The 18,138-nt window shown below is 40.2% G+C and carries 21 protein-coding genes; 13 read left to right on the top strand and 8 right to left on the bottom strand.

Annotated elements, in window-relative coordinates; genetic code table 11:
* The first annotated feature begins 43 nt into the window (after window positions 1–43).
* Window positions 44–517, top strand: a complete 474-nt coding sequence (locus tag H3U82_RS03105) for a CYTH domain-containing protein (RefSeq protein WP_198209152.1) — start codon at window positions 44–46, stop codon at window positions 515–517.
* A gap of 44 nt (window positions 518–561) precedes the next feature.
* Here the strand turns inward: H3U82_RS03105 and prmB are convergent, their stop codons facing one another.
* The 4 genes from prmB to H3U82_RS03085 form a co-directional block, all read right to left on the bottom strand.
* Window positions 562–1,467: a 50S ribosomal protein L3 N(5)-glutamine methyltransferase gene (prmB, locus tag H3U82_RS03100; RefSeq protein ID WP_198190040.1), complete on the bottom strand. Its 906-nt coding sequence runs from the start codon at window positions 1,465–1,467 to the stop codon at window positions 562–564.
* A gap of 76 nt (window positions 1,468–1,543) precedes the next feature.
* The gene (locus H3U82_RS03095) at window positions 1,544–2,050 is read right to left on the bottom strand and encodes a type IV secretion protein Rhs (RefSeq protein ID WP_144235722.1); all 507 of its coding nucleotides are present in this window, start codon (window positions 2,048–2,050) and stop codon (window positions 1,544–1,546) included.
* 4 nt (window positions 2,051–2,054) lie between these two features.
* Window positions 2,055–2,567: a DUF2062 domain-containing protein gene (locus H3U82_RS03090; protein ID WP_198209150.1), complete on the bottom strand. Its 513-nt coding sequence runs from the start codon at window positions 2,565–2,567 to the stop codon at window positions 2,055–2,057.
* 238 nt (window positions 2,568–2,805) lie between these two features.
* Window positions 2,806–3,429, bottom strand: coding sequence for a Smr/MutS family protein (locus H3U82_RS03085; RefSeq protein WP_084547799.1), 624 nt, complete (start codon window positions 3,427–3,429; stop codon window positions 2,806–2,808).
* Window positions 3,430–3,596: 167 nt separating this feature from the next.
* On the opposite strand from H3U82_RS03085, the gene ubiM reads away from it, so the two are divergent.
* Window positions 3,597–4,811 carry a 5-demethoxyubiquinol-8 5-hydroxylase UbiM gene (gene ubiM, locus H3U82_RS03080; protein ID WP_198209148.1) on the top strand — a complete coding sequence of 405 codons (1,215 nt, stop codon included), beginning with the start codon at window positions 3,597–3,599 and terminating at the stop codon, window positions 4,809–4,811.
* Between the two features lie 76 nt (window positions 4,812–4,887).
* Here ubiM and pyrF read toward each other — a convergent pair whose 3' ends face one another.
* The 3 genes from pyrF to H3U82_RS03065 form a co-directional block, all read right to left on the bottom strand.
* Complete coding sequence (gene pyrF / locus H3U82_RS03075) at window positions 4,888–5,616, bottom strand: orotidine-5'-phosphate decarboxylase (RefSeq protein ID WP_198209146.1); 729 nt, start codon at window positions 5,614–5,616, stop codon at window positions 4,888–4,890.
* A 227-nt stretch (window positions 5,617–5,843) separates the two neighbouring features.
* Window positions 5,844–7,028 (bottom strand): lipopolysaccharide assembly protein LapB, encoded by a 1,185-nt coding sequence (lapB, locus tag H3U82_RS03070; RefSeq protein WP_084551214.1) that lies wholly within the window; start codon window positions 7,026–7,028, stop codon window positions 5,844–5,846.
* A 1-nt stretch (window position 7,029) separates the two neighbouring features.
* A complete protein-coding gene (locus H3U82_RS03065; protein ID WP_084586363.1) occupies window positions 7,030–7,371 on the bottom strand; it encodes a lipopolysaccharide assembly LapA domain-containing protein in 342 nt (113 codons plus the stop codon).
* A 329-nt stretch (window positions 7,372–7,700) separates the two neighbouring features.
* On the opposite strand from H3U82_RS03065, the gene H3U82_RS03060 reads away from it, so the two are divergent.
* The 7 genes from H3U82_RS03060 (at window position 7,701) to H3U82_RS03030 (ending at window position 13,566) form a co-directional block, all read left to right on the top strand.
* Window positions 7,701–8,624: a branched-chain amino acid transaminase gene (locus tag H3U82_RS03060; RefSeq protein WP_041879414.1), complete on the top strand. Its 924-nt coding sequence runs from the start codon at window positions 7,701–7,703 to the stop codon at window positions 8,622–8,624.
* A gap of 92 nt (window positions 8,625–8,716) precedes the next feature.
* The gene (locus H3U82_RS03055) at window positions 8,717–8,908 is read left to right on the top strand and encodes a zinc-finger domain-containing protein (protein WP_174830200.1); all 192 of its coding nucleotides are present in this window, start codon (window positions 8,717–8,719) and stop codon (window positions 8,906–8,908) included.
* A 134-nt stretch (window positions 8,909–9,042) separates the two neighbouring features.
* Window positions 9,043–9,999, top strand: coding sequence for a thioredoxin-disulfide reductase (trxB, locus tag H3U82_RS03050; RefSeq protein ID WP_198209143.1), 957 nt, complete (start codon window positions 9,043–9,045; stop codon window positions 9,997–9,999).
* Window positions 10,000–10,148: 149 nt separating this feature from the next.
* Window positions 10,149–10,958 carry an enoyl-ACP reductase FabI gene (gene fabI / locus H3U82_RS03045; protein WP_078475778.1) on the top strand — a complete coding sequence of 270 codons (810 nt, stop codon included), beginning with the start codon at window positions 10,149–10,151 and terminating at the stop codon, window positions 10,956–10,958.
* 267 nt (window positions 10,959–11,225) lie between these two features.
* Window positions 11,226–11,570 carry a hypothetical protein gene (locus H3U82_RS03040; RefSeq protein WP_198209140.1) on the top strand — a complete coding sequence of 115 codons (345 nt, stop codon included), beginning with the start codon at window positions 11,226–11,228 and terminating at the stop codon, window positions 11,568–11,570.
* 270 nt (window positions 11,571–11,840) lie between these two features.
* Window positions 11,841–12,290: a large conductance mechanosensitive channel protein MscL gene (mscL, locus tag H3U82_RS03035; protein ID WP_025330856.1), complete on the top strand. Its 450-nt coding sequence runs from the start codon at window positions 11,841–11,843 to the stop codon at window positions 12,288–12,290.
* Window positions 12,291–12,504: 214 nt separating this feature from the next.
* Window positions 12,505–13,566 carry a hypothetical protein gene (locus H3U82_RS03030; protein WP_198209138.1) on the top strand — a complete coding sequence of 354 codons (1,062 nt, stop codon included), beginning with the start codon at window positions 12,505–12,507 and terminating at the stop codon, window positions 13,564–13,566.
* 59 nt (window positions 13,567–13,625) lie between these two features.
* Here the strand turns inward: H3U82_RS03030 and H3U82_RS03025 are convergent, their stop codons facing one another.
* A complete protein-coding gene (locus H3U82_RS03025) occupies window positions 13,626–14,312 on the bottom strand; it encodes a glutathione S-transferase family protein (RefSeq protein ID WP_198209136.1) in 687 nt (228 codons plus the stop codon).
* Between the two features lie 185 nt (window positions 14,313–14,497).
* Here H3U82_RS03025 and H3U82_RS03020 point away from each other — a divergent pair, with 185 nt between their 5' ends.
* The 4 genes from H3U82_RS03020 (at window position 14,498) to H3U82_RS03005 (ending at window position 17,998) form a co-directional block, all read left to right on the top strand.
* Window positions 14,498–15,346 carry a 23S rRNA (adenine(2030)-N(6))-methyltransferase RlmJ gene (locus tag H3U82_RS03020; RefSeq protein WP_198209134.1) on the top strand — a complete coding sequence of 283 codons (849 nt, stop codon included), beginning with the start codon at window positions 14,498–14,500 and terminating at the stop codon, window positions 15,344–15,346.
* Between the two features lie 277 nt (window positions 15,347–15,623).
* Window positions 15,624–16,604, top strand: a complete 981-nt coding sequence (locus tag H3U82_RS03015; protein ID WP_198209132.1) for a class 1 fructose-bisphosphatase — start codon at window positions 15,624–15,626, stop codon at window positions 16,602–16,604.
* 53 nt (window positions 16,605–16,657) lie between these two features.
* Window positions 16,658–17,149 (top strand): peptidylprolyl isomerase, encoded by a 492-nt coding sequence (locus H3U82_RS03010; protein ID WP_198209131.1) that lies wholly within the window; start codon window positions 16,658–16,660, stop codon window positions 17,147–17,149.
* Between the two features lie 417 nt (window positions 17,150–17,566).
* Window positions 17,567–17,998 (top strand): carboxymuconolactone decarboxylase family protein, encoded by a 432-nt coding sequence (locus H3U82_RS03005; RefSeq protein WP_198209130.1) that lies wholly within the window; start codon window positions 17,567–17,569, stop codon window positions 17,996–17,998.
* Window positions 17,999–18,138: the final 140 nt, after the last annotated feature.

The raw sequence follows: 18,138 nt of genomic DNA, 5'->3' as shown, positions 1-18,138 counted from the left end.
CTGGTGCTTTTTTAGCATATAGGTTGATTCATAAAATTTTATTATGGCACAGGAAATTGAACGTAAATTTCTAGTAGTAGGCAATGCGTGGCGGAATCTGGCATCAGCTAAGCATCTTTGTCAGGGCTATTTATCGACGGTTAAAGAACGAACCGTACGTATCCGTATTTGTGATGATAAAGCATGGATAACGATTAAAAGCACAAATTGTGGCATTACTCGTACTGAATTTGAATACTCAATTCCGGTTGCAGATGCCAGACATATGCTCACTCATATGGCAGAGCAGCCAATAATTGAAAAATATCGTTACCGCATACCTTTAAATGGACTTATCTGGGAAATTGATGAATTTTTAGGTGTGAATCAAGGCCTGATTGTGGCTGAAGTTGAATTAAACCACACTGATGAGCATATTATTTTTCCTGACTGGATAGGACAGGAAGTATCGGATGATCCCAGATATTACAATAATAATCTGGTCAGAAAGCCTTTTACATCGTGGCATAATTCTTAATTTGCAGACTTCTGAACAATCTAACCAGATATATCACAGTTAATCTACGCTTCACCTAATAATTGTTCGCGTGTCAGCAAAAAGACAAACCCATCTCCGCCACTAGTAGGCATCCAGGTAAATGGTAATTCCGGAAATGCCTGCTCCAGTACTTCGCGATTATGCCCGATTTCAACCAGCAATACCCCTTTGGGGTTAAGATATCTGGCAGCCTGCTGAATAATCTGCCGAGTAGCATCCAGACCATCAATCCCACTGCCTAATGCCAGCTCTGGCTCATGCAGATATTCTTCTGGCAATTGTGCGACTGATTCGGCATCTACATAGGGCGGATTTGACACGATTAAATCATAAGTTGTATCAATACCGGTAAACAGGTCGGTATGAATCAGATTGATTCGATCTTCTAATCCATAGTCTTCAATATTCATACCTGCTACTTCAAGCGCATCAAGACTGATATCTACAGCATCAATCATCGCATCCGGATAAATGTGTGCCATCTGAATAGCCAGTGCACCGCTGCCCGTGCATAAGTCCAGTGCTCTGTGTACCAGCTCATCATATTCAATCCATGGATGAAGCGGTGCACCTAAAAGCTCATAAATAAATGAACGCGGCACAATTACTCTTTCATCAACATAAAATTCATACGCTCCCTGCCATGCCTGATGGGTAAGATAAGCCACTGGTATGCGTTCACTGGTACGGCGTTGAACAAGCTGTAACAGCAGTGACTTTTCTGTGTCGAGCAAACGGGCATCAAGAAACGGCTCTAATGTGTCCAGTGGCAAATGTAAGGTATGTAAAATCAGGTAGGCAGCTTCATCATAGGCATTATCATTTCCATGACCAAAAAATAATTCTGCCTCTTGAAACTGACTCACAGTAAAGCGTAAAAAATCACGTACAGTTTGCAGTTGCTGCGCTGCTGCTTCAAATACAGACATGTATCACTCCGGCAATAAAACAAGTGTGGATTATAACAGTTAAGAGTTATCTAAAATAACCGGCCAAAGCCGGCTGTTAATAATGCGGTAACAGACTACGATTATCCGGATGTCTGATAAGCGGTTTAAGCAAGCGACGAAAATCTACCAGAGAGTGCTGATACCGTTTATCACCGCTCAATGCCAGAAAATAATGCTGTACTATATTCGCCTGTTGCTCCATATTCAGCTGATTAAGGCTGATAATTGTTTCTGGCGGTGGATACCGGTAGGCACGAGCCTGATAGTAGCCTGCTTTAAGTGCAAGACAAACTCCGGCAAATAAAATTGGAAAACCATGCTGGCTTTGCCAGACATGCATAAGCTCATGCATCAGCCAGCCTTGCATACTCAAATCTAACTGAGTAAAATCATCAACATAATATGCCGCCGGAAAAATAATATGATTTCCGCACGTTATGGCAGCATGCGGATGTACTAGCCACCATGCATCACATACTATCTGCACTTTTGTCCAGTCTGCTGCATTACCCAGAAACTTTCTGACCAACCTCAACTCGTTATCCGTTAATGATCTTTGCATGTCTTTATTTCTGAATGGTGGTCACCTGTCTGCGGGCAAACCACTGCCAGCCATTCCAGACCACAATATATCCGAGGGTTGCGAGTATCATGCCCAATACTGGCACACCCAAAAGTAAAGGCTTACCAAACTGAATCAACCATTGCCATAATTCAGTCCCGAGATGACCTAATTTAAACTCTGGCAGTTCAGGCATGGCTTTGCCCCACTGACCATATAATAAGCCCTCACCAATCTGATAAGCACAGTAATATAAGGGTATATAAGTTAGCGGATTCGTATACAGTGTAGTTAAAAGTGCCACGGGTAAATGTGTGCGTACCACATAAGCCACTATCAGAGCGGTAAGCATTTGGGTAGGTCCGGGCATGAGACCACAAAACATGCCAACAGCTACAGCAGAGGCAGCACGTTCTCGATTGAGCTGCCAGTAGTATGGCCTGTCAAACCAGCGTGCAAATGGTTTAAACCATGGAGACGAAAATAATGATGCCTGTGTTGGCATTTTTTGCCGCATATACTGAATCCATTTGGTCAGGCTACTATTTATCATCTTGCCGAGACCAAATTTGAAAATTACCAATACAGATTTTCATACTAAAAAACATAACCTAATTTTTTAATTACAAATCAAACAAAAAAATCAGATACTTGCGATGATAATAATTCAATACTAATATCCGGTTTAACCTGATTCTGTTGATTTTCACTTTTACTTTATGCTGATTGGTTAAAACAGGTAATTAAACACAAATTTATTCCCGTTCAAACGCACGATGCTTCTTTTTAACCAGCACATATACTGCACCATCATTACGCTCATTTGGCTGGGCATAAGCCAGCACTTCGGGGTGTGCCATTAACCAGCGGCGTACAAGTGTTTTCAATACAGGCTGATAATCCTTTGATCCCAGTCCGCTGCCATGGACTATTTCACCTACTACTCCATATTGCTGAATATAATCTATAAATTCATTCAGTACTTCCTGGGCTTCATCCTGACGATAGCCATGTAAATCTACATAAGCTACGATAGGCCATTGCTTCGCCTGCAAGCGCTTAATATCAGCCGTACCGCGACCATTTTTACTGAACACTGGCGGTGCAGTATCATTCTGATTTTCACCAACATAAAAATAGCTGCTTTCGTCTGTTGATTCTTCCTGACGGGTTCGCAATTTAATCGGGCTGGTATCACGCGGATGCTGAAACTGATTTCTTGCCTTTAATGGCGTAATATCTTTTCCGATCGCTTCAGCAAAATTGACATCTGTCTGGCGCTTTTGTACTTCTTTTGCCTGCTGCTCTTCTGCCAGACGTTTCGCTTTAGCCTGTTTACCCAGTTGCTGCAATTGATCCTGAAATGAGTTTTTAACCATTTGTATAATCATTCATATATAAATCCTATTACCATGATTTTAACAGAGCAATAATTTAAGGGTTAAGCTTGACGTTTATTAACTTTCTTTCAAACGGATATAGGATTCAAGCTCATTTTCAGTTATTCTAACGCTGTATTGAATATATTCATTCAGGAATGGATTTTATGGCAGCAAATAATGTGTCTTCACACTCAGATAAAGAAACTGATGTCATTATCGTCGGAGCCGGACCTGCTGGTTTAAGTCTGGCACGCGCTTTAGCTCCATCAGGACTTTCAATTACTGTAGTTGAAAAACAAGAAATGGCTGTACTGGCGCACCCGCCTTTTGATGGCAGGGAAATTGCTCTGACACATTATTCAAAAGAATTAATGCAGCAGTTGGATATGTGGGACAAAATTGCACCAGATGAGATTTATCCTTTGCGCGATGCTAAAGTAATTAACGGCTATTCTAACTATCAGCTCCATTTTGAACAGCCAACAATGGCTCGCGGCAAACCGGCCAATACACTGGGTTTTTTAATCAGTAATCATAATATCCGGCGTGCTGCATACGAAGCAGTCAAGGCCTTTAATAATGTAAATATAATTACTGGCCATAGTATTATTGATGTAAAAAATGATCATGCAAATCAAATTGAAGCCAAGCTGGATGATGGCCGGCTAATCAAAGGGAAACTACTTGTTGCTGCCGATAGCCGTTTTTCCAATACACGCCGCCAGTTGGGTGTTTCGGCTCAGATTCACGATTTCGGGCGTACAGTAATTGTTTTCCGAATGAAGCATACATTGAGTAATCAGCATACTGCACTGGAGTGTTTCCATTACGGGCGTACTCTTGCGCTACTGCCACTTGAAGAAAATCTCACTAATTGTGTTGTTACTATTAATAATGAACATGCAGGTGACATTCTGGCCATGTCTCCCGCTGAATTGGCGGCTGATATTACCCAACAGCTCAAAGGTAAACTAGGTGAGATGCATTTGGTTAGCACTGTTCATCATTACCCGCTTGTCGGCGTTCATGCCAATGCATTTTATGCTCAGCGCAGTGCGCTTATTGGAGATGTGGCAGTTGGTATGCACCCAGTAACAGCTCATGGTTTTAATCTTGGACTAAGCGGAGTAGGCATATTGTCCAAACTGATTAACGAAGCCGTATCTAAAGGAAAAGATATTGGTAGCCAGACATTACTGGCTCAATACCAGAGACAGCATATGCCTCATACCCGGATTCTGTATCACGGAACTAACGCTATGGTGTCTTTATTTACTAACGACAGCCACCCTGCCCGACTGATGCGCTCACTGGTTTTGCGTATCAGCAATAATCTGCCTCCGGTGAAAAAACTGATTAGCAAACAGCTAACCGGATAATCCAATTTATACAACCAATAAAATAGCTGCTAACTGTATATGTGTTAGCAGCTATTTTTTATCAAAATTTTTTTACTTAAATCAGACCGTTATTAATTTGTTGTAATAGCTCAATCGGGTTCTGGCTTTGCGTTACCGGTCTGCCCATTACCAGATAGCTGCTGCCTGCTGCTAAAGCTGCTTTTGGAGTCATAATGCGCCGCTGATCATCCGTAATTGAATTTTGTAATCTGATACCGGGCGTAACCAGTAAAAAATCCTGCCCGAGCTGTCCGCGTAATAAAGATGCTTCCTGAGCAGAACAAACCACGCCATCAAGACCGGATTGCCGGGTTAATTCAGCCAGACGAATAACTGTTTCATCTATAGATGAGTTTATACCGGTTTCTGCCAGTTCATTCTGAGTCATACTGGTTAATACCGTTACTGCAATTAATAATGGCGGCTGGCTGCAATTACTAACAGCTTCAGCAGCAGCTTCCATCATTCTTCGGCCGCCAGATGCATGCATATCTACCATCCACACTCCCATATCAGCAGCCACTTTACAGGCAGACGCTACAGTATTGGGAATATCATGGTATTTTAAATCAAGAAAAATCCGATAGCCTTGTAATACAAGCTGCTCAACCAGATAACGGCCAGTAGCAGTAAATAGTTCTTTACCTATTTTAAGCTGGCACAAATCCGGGTCCAACTGACGAACAAAATCCAGCGTTGTTTCAGCATTGGCAAAATCCAGTGCCACAATAACAGGTTTAGCTTTCTGATTCATTAAAGTAGTATCAAGCATCAATGGATTCATATTCCGAAAGTCATCATTCAATATTGTCTTTAACAATATACATATATGTATATTGTTAAAGACTTATTCATAGAAATAATTTAATTATGATATCAATCTCTAATTTAATATCATATTATTTTTAAAAGTCATTTATGATTATAAAAAATCATCTGTAACTGATTGTGCGCAGAATTTCTGTATATCAGACCAAATATTCAGCAACTGATAAGACTTATCAGCCAACTCTACACATCAATACGATTTGGCGTAAATGTTTCCCATTTATTACAAGCCGGACAATGCCAGAAGAATACCTGAGATTTAAAATGACAATGGCGGCAACGGTACATCACAGATTTTTGCATCTGCATGCCCACTACTGAACGCATCATATCAACTTCGGCTTTCCACTTCGAACTGATAGTATTTTGTAAAACGCCAAGTAAACGGTAAGTTCCGGTCAGAGTAGGCTTACGCCGCACAAGATCAATAACAATTTCGGTAGCTCGGTCTTCACCATATACAGGTAAGGACTTTTCATATATCACACCAGATAAATCCAGCTGCGGAAACGTTTGGGCAAAACCAATTAAAACTTCCAGACCGTCTGCGGCTTTATTCATTCCATCATAGGCATCATATAAACGCTCACCTACCAGACTGAGATATTCATAATTCTGTTTTTCAATAGCGCTATAAGCATCTACAGCAGCCTGAAAATTTTGTTGTTTCAGTTCAACATCACCCAGAATCATATTAGCCCGGCTGCATTTGCGATTGACTGCCAGAGCCTGAAAAATATACTCACGTGCTTTATTGTACTCAGACTGATACAAAGCCAGCTGAGCTAGCTCACAATAAAACTGAGCAATTTCAAATTGATAAGTCTGGTCTCCGGTACTGAGTTCTTCTGCCAGCTTAATGGCTTTTTCCCAGTCCCGATCCTGCTGATAAATATTCAGCAATATCTGCCGTGCCTGTCTGGCTTTACTGCCATCAAGCAAACCAACCAGAATCTGCTCGGCACGGTCTACCAGACCGGCGGCCTGATAATCCTGTCCAAGCTCGAAAGCGACAATATCACGACGTTCTGCGATAGTTTCCGGCAGCTCCAGTAACTTCTGATGTAAAGCGATGGCCTTATCATTTTCACCACGCTGACGGTACAACTTCCCTAATGTCAGATGCAGCTCATACGTGCTTTGACGGGCATCATTTTGCTGATCGACAACCTCAGCCAGTTCACGTACTGCAACCGCACTTTTATTCTCAGCCAGAGCATCCAGACTTTTATAAAATCCTTCCGGAATGGCTTTCGCCTGTTTCAGCACAGCCCGCATATCTACCCGGGCAGCAAACCAGCCCATAGCAAAAAATACAGGTAACAAAATAACCGGTGCCAACCACATCCAGAAATCATTACTATCCATATTAATTATTTACTTTCTTCTGATCAGAATTACCGGATTGTGACTGAGTAGCAGTAGTGGCAAGATTTTCAGTATGTACTGTCTGAGCGGCTGCCTTAATTTGTTTATCGAGCTTAGCCTGTAACTGATTGACCTGACTGCGCAGACGTAATAACCGCCCAAACATGGCAAACACACCAAAAACAGCACCAATAATAAAAAATATCAGTAACAGGACAATTAATGGCAAATTGACAGTTTGTCCGGGTAAATAATTGAATGCAGTCATTTGTGTATTGCTTACAGCAAGCAGCAACAATATCAGCAACACCACTATTTTTATTAATGCATAAATAATTTTCATACTTATTCACCTTACACTGTACTGTTTTCTGAAGATTTAATCAGACGTCAGATACAAGCCGGATTATTGAGGAAGCAACACAGTTTAAACGATTTCACGCCTTTTTAGCAAAAACTGCCCCCTGCTTTCAGCATTGGCAAGCAAAACAGGCAGTGATAATATTTACTTTTATATAAAGTAACAGCGGCTATCGGCTAAAGATAAGTCCAACAGCTGTTGTTACCATTATTTTTTGTACTGCCTAGTCATCAATCCTGCATTGCCCTATCCATTGCAACACAGGGTTCCGGCCACCGCAGCTTAATGTCTTATTTTGGAGAAGTTTTATTATGTCTATGGCCGACCAAGACGGTTTTATCTGGTTTAATGGTAATCTTGTTGAGTGGAGAAATGCTCAAACTCATGTTTTAACTCATACATTGCATTATGGTATGGGGGTTTTCGAAGGCGTACGTGCTTATGAAACGCAAAACGGAACAGCCATTTTCCGTTTACAGGATCATACTAAACGTCTGTTTAACTCCGCCAAAATTACTGGCATGCATCTGCCATTCACAATGGAAGAAATCAATCAGGCTCACATTGAAGTAGTTAAAGCCAACAAACTGGCTTCCTGCTATTTTCGACCTATGGCTTTTTATGGTTCAAACAAACTGGGCGTAGCTCCAGATCAAAATGATGTACAGGTAATTGTAGCTGCCTGGCCATGGGGAGCCTATCTTGGCGAAGAAGGTATGCAAAAGGGTATTCGCGTGCAAATCAGCTCGTTCACCCGTCATCACCCCAATATCACCATGATTAAAGCCAAAGCCAATGGCAACTACATGAATTCTATTATGGCTAATACCGAAGCTACCCGTAATGGCTATGATGAAGCCATTATGCTGGATTCAAACGGTTTTGTTGCTGAAGGATCCGGGGAAAACATATTTATTGTCAATGATGGCAAACTTTACACACCGGCTCTGGATGCAGCTTTAGATGGGATTACTCGGCGTACAGTAATGGCTATCGCAGCTGATATGAATTTAACCGTTACTGAAAAGCATATTACCCGTGATGAAGTTTATTGCGCAGACGAAGTATTCTTTACAGGCACGGCAGCTGAAGTCACACCTATCCGTGAAGTTGACGGTCGCGTAATTGGTTGTGGCTCCCGCGGTACGTTGACTACAGAGATTCAGCAGCGATATTTTGACATTGTTCATGGCAAAAATACCAAATATGAATCCTGGCTGACTTATATCATTTAATTATCTGAATAAAAGGCCTGATTACAACATTATTTGCTGTAATCAGGCCTGTTTTGTATGATTAGCTCTCAGCTCAACCAAGGGAAATAATTATGAGTAATACTGCCCAATCAGTTACAACCATTACAACACATGATTTACCATTGATATGTACCGGCCCGGAACATGAAACATGGAATGGCCATCCCCGGGTATTTTTACCCATTCAATCTAACAGTAGTATTGAATGCCCCTATTGTGGCAAACAATATCATCTGGATGGTATTGCTGACAATCATCACTAACTTTGTTCAGGCGTGCAGATAACCAATAACTACTCTATTAAATCGAAATTGGAGAATTTAATTCTTTTTTGATATTGTGGTACAGTTACCTCCATTTATCCTACTTAGGATTGCCCACATAATAAGGAAATGTCATGAGCGAACTCACACACAGCCGATTAATTATCCTTGGTTCCGGACCAGCCGGTTATACAGCTGCAGTTTATGCAGCCCGTGCAGGTTTGAAACCTACACTGATTACCGGTATGGCACAGGGTGGTCAGTTGATGACAACAACCGAAGTGGATAACTGGCCGGCTGATGTCAATGGTGTGCAAGGTCCTGAATTGATGCAGCGTTTTTTGGAACATGCCGAACGCTTTGGTACCAATATGATTTTTGACCATATCAATCAGGTGAATTTACAGCAGCGCCCGTTTACTCTTATTGGTGATATAGGAAGTTATAGCTGTGATGCATTAATCATTGCAACAGGTGCTTCTGCCAAGTACCTGGGATTACCCAGTGAAGAAACTTTTGCTGGCAGAGGCGTTTCCGCGTGTGCCACCTGTGACGGCTTTTTCTACAAAGATCAGGATATAGCTGTTGTCGGCGGAGGTAATACTGCGATTGAAGAAGCTTTGTATCTGGCAAATATCGCACGTACCGTTACCCTGATACATCGTCGTGACAACTTTCGTGCTGAAAAAATCATGATTGACAGATTACTGGAGCGGGTAAAAGAAGGCAAAATCATTCTTAAACTTAATGCTACCGTTGATGAAATTCTTGGTGATAACAAAGGAGTAAACTCAGTACGCATCAATTATGCCGATAATGAAAGTGAAATTCTGGCAGTAACCGGCATATTCATTGCTATTGGCCATCAGCCCAACACCGAAATTTTCAAAGGCCAGCTGGATATGGATGCAACAGGTTATCTCATTACCAAAGGTGGTAATGATGGCAACGTCGGCGCAACAAACATTCCCGGCGTATTTGCCGCAGGAGATGTGAAAGACCACATATACCGTCAGGCCATTACCAGCGCAGCATCAGGCTGTCAGGCTGCACTGGATGCAGACCATTATTTATCCGGATTAACTGAATAATTTTTTATTGTTATAAACTGACCGGCTGAATGTCATCACATCAGCCGGTTTTAAAGTTTCTACTCTAGCGCTATATTTCGCGTAAAAGTAAATATTAGTTATAATGCGACCTTTAAGCTAAACACAAATCACGTTCAAGGATAATAATTATGGGCTTTTTGCAAGGCAAAAAAATCCTCATCACCGGTATGATTTCTGAACGCTCTATTGCCTATGGCATTGCCAAAGCCTGTCGTGAACAGGGAGCAGAACTGGCTTTCACCTATGTTGTAGACAAACTAGAAGACCGGGTACGCAAAATGGCTGCCGAACTGGGTTCAGAACTGGTATATCGCTGTGATGTACAAAGTGATGATGAAATCAGCCAGTTGTTTTCTGATTTAGGGAAAAGCTGGTCACAGCTTGACGGTCTGGTACATGCTATTGCTTTTGCACCAAAAGAAGCCTTAAACGGGGATTTTCTGGATAGTATTACACGCGAAGCATTTATGACGGCTCATGAAGTGTCTGCTTATAGCTTGCCTGCACTGGCTAAAGCTGCCCGTCCGTTAATGAGTGGCCATAACAGCTCTATTCTTGCCCTGACCTATCTTGGTGCAGTACGTGCCATACCTAACTATAATGTAATGGGTATGGCTAAAGCATCATTGGAAGCAGGTATCCGCTTCACAGCAGCCTGCCTCGGAGAGGAAGGAATTCGATGCAATGGTATTTCAGCAGGCCCGATTAAAACTCTTGCTGCTTCAGGCATTGCCAATTTCGGCCGTTTGCTGGCACATGTATCTGCACAAAATCCTATTCGTCGTAATATCACTATTGATGAAGTTGGAAATACTGCTGCTTTCCTGTTATCAGATCTGGCTTCAGGTATCACAGGCGAAATCACATATGTTGATGGCGGTTACAGTATCAATGCTCTGGGAGTACCGGAAGATCTGGTAAGTACTCATCACAGCTAAATTGTAAATAGTTTTATTAATACAAACTTAATTTAGAGTATATAAAATATTATGTATCAGCCGTTTTGATATAAAACTCAGTATATGCAAAGCCAAACTTTTTTCGGGTTTGGCTTTTGTAATGTAAGCTTTGAATCACTAAAGTCTATTTATTAATAATAATTTCGAATAATTCTATTATTTCTATTTATAATGGCAACAGAGCTGATGCCAGATGTAACTCCTCTCATCCCGACAATTCATTCGTGTATAAAATTCAAAAATATAATGAAGAAAACCATACTTTTTTTAATTTTATTATATTCAGCACTGGTACAGGCTGAATTTATTCATCCGATGGATTACGATGGTTCTCAGAAACAGAAAAAAGCAGTAAAACAATTTATTAAACAGCAGGTACAGCATGATTATTGTCAGGAATTAAATATCTGTAATGCATCTGCTCTGCATAAAATGGAAAAGAAAAATTTCCGGGCATTTATGAAGGCAACGCATGCAACTGACAGAAAAGTCATGGATGAAGCGATAGACCATTGTATGCATTATATGGATATGTGCGAATATTCTATTATTGAACTTAAATATTCAGATATTAAGAAATCTGACAATTAAGCCAAGCTAATAAACAAAATCTGACTTACTTTATTATGCTACTAATCTGGTTAGCAAACTGTATATAAAGTAACCAGATTGACAAATTTAAGTTGAAGCCATCTGTTTTAATTATTCTATTCTCTTTAGCCAACTTAATTTATTCTTAATTAAGTTATTTCTTTTATTATTTTTACATTGAATAACTTAGCTCTGGTATGACTGCCTGCTTTATCGCGCTACTATGAAAAAGCCAAATACTTGATTTTCAGGCCAACTATGGAGGCAAACATGAAATTTATTGAACAGTTTAAAGCTTTTTTATTACGAGGCAATGTCATTGATCTGGCTGTCGGTATGGTAGTGGGTACTGCTTTTACTAATATGGTGAAATCACTGGTAGATAATGTCATTATGCCACCAATTGGTCTGCTGATTGGCGGGGTAGATTTTTCCAATTTATTTATTACTTTACGCAGTGGCTCTAAATATCCGGGCCCGTATGAAACATTGGGGGCGGCACAGGCTGCTGGTGCGGTAACACTCAATATTGGTTTATTCATCAATACTGTTATTAGTTTAGTAATCATTGGATTTGCGATTTTTTTGGTTGTCAAAGGAATCGATAAACTGCATAAAAGTCCTGCCCCGAAAGCTACTACAAAACAGTGCCCGCAATGCTGTACTGATATTCCGATTCAGGCAAAACGCTGCCCGAACTGCACATCCGAGTTAAATTAATTTAAAACAATATTTTGTTTTAAAACGCGGTGTACACTACAAGTTATCAAACAAAATCTGAGTTTTTGAGACAATTGAAAAAAGCTACAAATTACCTGTAGCTTTTTTTGCGCCAGCGAATTATATATATTTTCAGGCAGGCAATGGATAAGTGTGCGTATTAAATATTTACTCAATATGCCACAGAAAATAATTTAAACTAACAGGAATAACAATGCAAAATAGCCCGACTCCGTTTTATAACCCTTTATTAAGCTATGAAGATAATTATCATCAAGGGCCTTTCGGTGATTTCAGAAATTTAAATGTATCTGCTGATATTCAAAGCCAGCCTGAGCGTTTTCTGAATATGGAGGTTAATTTACCTTTTGGTATTCCTGCCGGTCCTTTGTTAAATGCAAATTTTATTCGGGCTGCATTTAAGCATGGTTTTGATTTATGTGTTTATAAAACTGTCCGAAGCCGAGCTCAGGCCAGTCACCCGTTGCCTAATGTACTATCTATTCATCCTGCCGGTAAGCTTTCTGCTAATGTGGATACTGTTCTTGCTGATAATCAGTACACTCAGCCTTTATCTATAACAAATTCTTTTGGCGTACCTTCTTATAATCCCGATATCTGGCAGGCTGATATGGCAGAAGCAATTCAGGCTGCGCAGAAAGGTCAATATGTTATCGGCAGCTTTCAGGGAACACCAGGTAATGAATCCAGTATAGAAAAAGATTATGCCCGAACGGCCGTTCTGGTAAATGAAACAAAGGCACCGATACTGGAAGCCAATTTAAGCTGTCCGAATGAAGGGGTAAATAAATTATTGTGCTTTGATTTTGAGAAAGTGGAGCGGATAGCTAAAGAAATTAAAAATGCTGTGCCGGATAAACCTTTGTTTCTGAAACTGGCGTATTTTGCAGATGATAATGCTATCTTCCCCTTATTAAGTAAGCTGGACGGAGTAATTGACGGCTACAGTACTATAAATACGTTATCAGCCAGACCGGTTGATGCAGATGGTAAACCTGCTTTAGGCACAGACCGGCCTACCGGTGGTGTTTGTGGTGATGCCATCCGCTGGGCTGGATTAGAAATGGTAGAACGTCTGGCCAGATTAAGAGCCCGTCTGCAAAACCATTTTGCGATTATTGGTGTTGGCGGTGTAAGCTGTACTGAACATTATCAGGCTTACCGTGCCGCCGGAGCTGATGCTGTGATGAGTGCTACTGGTGCTATGTGGAATTCGCAGCTGGCTATAGAAATTAAGAAAAGTCTGAATAAATAATATAAAAGCGGACAGCCGGAAGTTGATCAGGCTGTCTGCTTTATATGTTCAGAATTTTTTCATCGCTTTATGCGATAAGGTTCATCCATAGCAATAAAATCTTTTTCTTCAAGCGCCTGGGCAATCCATGCTGCTACTGCTTCATTGGCACATAATGCATTTATATAATCAGTCAGGATTGCTGAAGTATGAATTTGGAAACCTTTTAATCTTAAACACATGGGTGCATAAAAAGCATCGGCAATACTGAATTTACCAAACAGAAACGGCCCTTCAGATACAGCCAGAAATGATGACAAATGCTGATCAAGGAAATCAATTTCTTGTTTTACATTGGGAAAATCCCGCAGGATAATCTGGCCGGTTTCAGGCAGCACTGCCTCAATATTCATGGGTAAATGCCGGCGTATATGATTGTAACCATTATGCATTTTAGCCACTATACTTCTGGCTCTGGCACGGGCTTTATAGTCTTGCGGCCATAATGCCAGTTCCGGATGTTGTTCTGCAAGATATTCACAAATTGCCAGAGAATCACTAACAATCAGATCATCATCTATTAATACAGGCACAGTACCATAAGGATTGAGCGGCAGTATGGTTTGTTTAAAAACCGAATCGGGTTCAAAACTGTCAAAGCGTACCAGATGCTCAGTAAAATCTATCTGAAAATGCTTCATGACTACCCATGGCCGCATTGACCAGGTAGAATAATTTTTATTGCCGATATAAAGTGTGTAATTCATTCGCTTTTCTCTTTTAGTAGTCATATTTTATAATTGATTAAGCATAGTATCAGCTTAATCTTGTGTAATCTAGCGCACGGAAAAGATAAATCAGAAAAGTGCTTTAATACAGTTTTTTTTGCCCGTGCCGGTAAATTCGGTACAATAACAGGCTAAATTAATCAGCCCTACAGCAGTTATTACACATGCTCAGCTATCGCCATGCTTTTCACTCCGGTAATCATGCCGACATTCTTAAACATTATTGTCTGATGACAGTACTGGAATATTTCAAACTGAAAGACAAACCTTTTTGCTATGTTGATACTCATGCAGGTGCAGGGTTATATAGTCTGATCAGTAAAGAAGCTCAGAAGGTTGGTGAATACAGGGAGGGAATCGGGCGACTTCTGGCTGCAACTAATCTGGATAATAGTTTAGAACAATTCCGTAATGCTGTTGTCTCCTGCCTGCCGGATGATACAAATCTTTATTGCGGCTCCCCATGGCTGGCTCAGGCTCTGGCCCGCGAACAAGATCGTCTGCGCTTGTTTGAATTACATCCAGCGGATGCAGAACTATTGCGTAATAATATGCGTAATATTAAACAGCCAAACCGTGCTCAAGTTTTTTGCGATGATGGCTTTAAAGGTCTGCTATCTATGCTTTCCCCACCAAGCCGGCGTGCAGTCGTGTTAATTGATCCGCCATATGAATTAAAGCAAGATTACCAACAGGTAACAGACACGCTTAAGACCGCCCTAAAAAAATTTGCTAGTGGCTGTTATTTAATATGGTATCCATGTCTGAGCCGTGGTGAAAGTCTGAAATTACCCCAAAATCTGCAAAAACTGGCTCCTGATAATTTTGTTCAGGCAGAATTGTATGTACATGCACCACGCCCGGATGGTTTTGGTATGCACGGCAGTGGTATGTTTATTATCAATCCGCCGTACACATTGCCCGGGATACTGGAAAAGGTATTACCGGCAATGACTCGGTTACTGGCTCAGGATGACAGCGCACATTTCGTTCTTAACTCTGTGATTGCCTGAATATAAATCAATTATGGTTAGCAGAGTCTGTTATTTAGTTGGGAAAAGTTAAAGCTATTCTGTAAGCTTTCATGCGGAGTGTATCCGGCCTGTAATAAAGAAATTAGAAGGTCGGATTAAAGTTGAAATCCTCAATCATTATCGCTGAATAATTTCATTGATTTTCTGAAAAAAATCATTCAAAGATAAATACAATCTAATGTATATAGTGATTAAACGAGCTGAATAATACTTAAGAAATGTATAATAATAGTGAGTTTTAAAAGGGAGTATTCGCATGTCTGTTTTACTGTCTGATTATCTGCAACAGCAGCAGCAAAAATATGCTGTTACACCGCATTTGCCTGATGTGATTACTAGCATTAGTCAGGCCTGTCTGCACATTAATCGTGAAATACGTCTGGGCGCTCTGGATAATATTCTGGGCAGTGCTCATACAGGTAATATACAAGGTGAAGAGCAGAAAAAACTGGATGTTTTATCCAATCAGATTATGATTGATACCCTCTCTGCTAATCCGGCTATTGCCGGACTGGCCAGCGAGGAAGAGGATTCATTTGTTACAGCTAGTCAGAATGGACAGTTTCTGGTGTTATTCGACCCACTGGATGGAAGTTCCAATATTGATGTGAACATATCCATCGGGACTATTTTTTCGGTATTGGCTAAACCGGATGGTGCGCTTACTATAGAAAGCTTTTTACAATCCGGCCGGCAACAGCTTGCCAGTGGTTATGTGCTGTACGGACCGCAAACCATTTTGGTACTGACATTGAAACATGGTATTGCCATGTTTACTTTAAATGAACATAACCAGTTTCAACTGACTCAGGAAAATCCGCAGATACCAGTATCTACAGCTGAATTTGCTATTAATATGTCTAATCAGCGCCACTGGCAGCCAGCTATGCAAAATTATATTGCTCAGTTGCTGGCAGGTAAAAGTGGCTGTCGCGGAAAAAACTATAATATGCGCTGGGTGGCATCGATGGTAGCCGAGGTGCACCGGATTCTTATTCGCGGCGGTATCTTTACTTATCCGCAGGATAATCGCAATCCTGATAAACCTGGTAAGCTACGCTTAATGTATGAAGCAAATCCAATGAGTTTGCTGGTTGAGCAAGCTCAAGGAGCTGCCACAAACACTTGTCAGAACATTCTTGATATTCAGCCAGAAGGTCTGCATCAGCGTGTAGCCGTTGTACTTGGCAGCAAGGAAGAAGTAGACTACGTTACTGCTATGCATAATGCAGACTAACCATTGCAGATCCTTCTGCAAATTTTTTATTTCACTCCCCTCAGGAGATTTTAATGATTAAATTAACTACAAATTTTGGTGTTATCGGTATTGAGCTTAACCATGAGAAAGCACCCAAAACCGCTGAAAATTTCAAACGCTATGTTCGTGAAGGCTTTTATGATGGTACCATTTTTCATCGGGTTATCGACGGTTTTATGATTCAGGGTGGCGGCTTTGATAAAGATATGCAACAAAAACCCACTCATGAACCGATTGAAAATGAAGCCAATAATGGTTTGAAAAACGATCGCTATACTATTGCAATGGCTCGTACCATGCAGCCTCATTCAGCCAGCGCACAATTTTTCATCAATGTAAAAGATAATGATTTTCTGAACCATACTAAACCGGATTTACACGGTTGGGGATACGCTGTATTTGGTAAGGTAGTTGAAGGACAGGATGTGGTTGATAAAATTAAAGGCGTTAAAACCGGTAATCATGGCCCGCATCAGGATGTACCAGTTGAAAATGTGATCATTGAAAAAGCTGAAATTGTTTAAAAAACATTAAAAATAAATGCATTAGATAATCCTAATGCATTTTTAAAAGAGCAATTAACTGCTTTTTTAACCCTTTTTTATATAATTAATGATGTCTTCATAAGCCAAATTTTTTGGTATTGAAAAATTTTGCTAAAGATTTACTTCAATAAAAAACGTTGAAAAAATTAGTAGCTAAATTTGAAGAACATAATAAATTTTAGATTAATATTTTGCTAAAAATGAGTTTATAGCATCAGGTCCTTTAGACAATAAAACTGGTGATATTATTAACGTAAAGAACAAAATCATTATTATTGCAAATATGTTAATATTATTTGTGGTAAAAATGATGAGTAATTTTAATGTTATAGTTTGTTGTGCCGCTGCGTTATTAATATATTTAGCAAACAATAATGATAATAAGGAGATGAGAACATGAAAAATCTTAGAATGAAATATTTTGACTTATCACCAGAACTCATGAGTGGTTTTAGAGCCGTGAAAGTCGCCCTTGAGAAAAGCGTTGTAGATCAGAATCTTATTGAGTTAGTCTATCTCAGAGTTTCTCAAATTAATGGATGCGCATATTGCCTGAATCTACATACAAATTCCCTGCTAAAAACTGGTGAAACGCAACGCCGCATATCTGAAGTGGCAGGATGGCGTGTTAGTGATCAATTTTCAAAAAAAGAACAAGCGGCACTTAACTGGGCAGAGCAGTTAACACTAATATCGACAAGCCACGCCGATGATGAGTCGTTTGAGTTATTAAAAAATTACTTCAATGATACAGAGATATCTGACCTTACATTTGCAATATCGCTGATGAATGGAATGAACAGACTTGCCATTTCTATGCGGCAATGAGGTACATTAGCTTATCCGAATAGGAATATAGACTATTTCTATATTGAAAAAGAATTTATTGCACCTGATAGGAATGTCCACAAAAGCTTTTGATTAAATTCTTTATATGAAGTCATTAAAAGCGTCGCGGCATAGTAATG

The organism is Snodgrassella sp. W8132 (assembly GCF_016100865.1).
GTDB lineage: Bacteria > Pseudomonadota > Gammaproteobacteria > Burkholderiales > Neisseriaceae > Snodgrassella > Snodgrassella alvi.
Note: the sequence above shows the minus strand (reverse complement) of the source record. Positions and strands in the feature narration are given on the sequence as shown.

Excerpts from the sequence above, each read along its gene's own strand:
- H3U82_RS03105 (WP_198209152.1), top strand. The coding sequence starts at position 44 with ATGGCACAGGAAATTGAACGTAAATTTCTAGTAGTAGGCAATGCGTGG.
- prmB (WP_198190040.1), bottom strand. The coding sequence starts at position 1,467 with ATGTCTGTATTTGAAGCAGCAGCGCAGCAACTGCAAACTGTACGTGAT.
- H3U82_RS03095 (WP_144235722.1), bottom strand. The coding sequence starts at position 2,050 with ATGCAAAGATCATTAACGGATAACGAGTTGAGGTTGGTCAGAAAGTTT.
- H3U82_RS03090 (WP_198209150.1), bottom strand. The coding sequence starts at position 2,567 with ATGCGGCAAAAAATGCCAACACAGGCATCATTATTTTCGTCTCCATGG.
- H3U82_RS03085 (WP_084547799.1), bottom strand. The coding sequence starts at position 3,429 with ATGGTTAAAAACTCATTTCAGGATCAATTGCAGCAACTGGGTAAACAG.
- ubiM (WP_198209148.1), top strand. The coding sequence starts at position 3,597 with ATGGCAGCAAATAATGTGTCTTCACACTCAGATAAAGAAACTGATGTC.
- pyrF (WP_198209146.1), bottom strand. The coding sequence starts at position 5,616 with ATGAATCCATTGATGCTTGATACTACTTTAATGAATCAGAAAGCTAAA.
- lapB (WP_084551214.1), bottom strand. The coding sequence starts at position 7,028 with ATGGATAGTAATGATTTCTGGATGTGGTTGGCACCGGTTATTTTGTTA.
- H3U82_RS03065 (WP_084586363.1), bottom strand. The coding sequence starts at position 7,371 with ATGAAAATTATTTATGCATTAATAAAAATAGTGGTGTTGCTGATATTG.
- H3U82_RS03060 (WP_041879414.1), top strand. The coding sequence starts at position 7,701 with ATGTCTATGGCCGACCAAGACGGTTTTATCTGGTTTAATGGTAATCTT.
- H3U82_RS03055 (WP_174830200.1), top strand. The coding sequence starts at position 8,717 with ATGAGTAATACTGCCCAATCAGTTACAACCATTACAACACATGATTTA.
- trxB (WP_198209143.1), top strand. The coding sequence starts at position 9,043 with ATGAGCGAACTCACACACAGCCGATTAATTATCCTTGGTTCCGGACCA.
- fabI (WP_078475778.1), top strand. The coding sequence starts at position 10,149 with ATGGGCTTTTTGCAAGGCAAAAAAATCCTCATCACCGGTATGATTTCT.
- H3U82_RS03040 (WP_198209140.1), top strand. The coding sequence starts at position 11,226 with ATGAAGAAAACCATACTTTTTTTAATTTTATTATATTCAGCACTGGTA.
- mscL (WP_025330856.1), top strand. The coding sequence starts at position 11,841 with ATGAAATTTATTGAACAGTTTAAAGCTTTTTTATTACGAGGCAATGTC.
- H3U82_RS03030 (WP_198209138.1), top strand. The coding sequence starts at position 12,505 with ATGCAAAATAGCCCGACTCCGTTTTATAACCCTTTATTAAGCTATGAA.
- H3U82_RS03025 (WP_198209136.1), bottom strand. The coding sequence starts at position 14,312 with ATGAATTACACACTTTATATCGGCAATAAAAATTATTCTACCTGGTCA.
- H3U82_RS03020 (WP_198209134.1), top strand. The coding sequence starts at position 14,498 with ATGCTCAGCTATCGCCATGCTTTTCACTCCGGTAATCATGCCGACATT.
- H3U82_RS03015 (WP_198209132.1), top strand. The coding sequence starts at position 15,624 with ATGTCTGTTTTACTGTCTGATTATCTGCAACAGCAGCAGCAAAAATAT.
- H3U82_RS03010 (WP_198209131.1), top strand. The coding sequence starts at position 16,658 with ATGATTAAATTAACTACAAATTTTGGTGTTATCGGTATTGAGCTTAAC.
- H3U82_RS03005 (WP_198209130.1), top strand. The coding sequence starts at position 17,567 with ATGAAAAATCTTAGAATGAAATATTTTGACTTATCACCAGAACTCATG.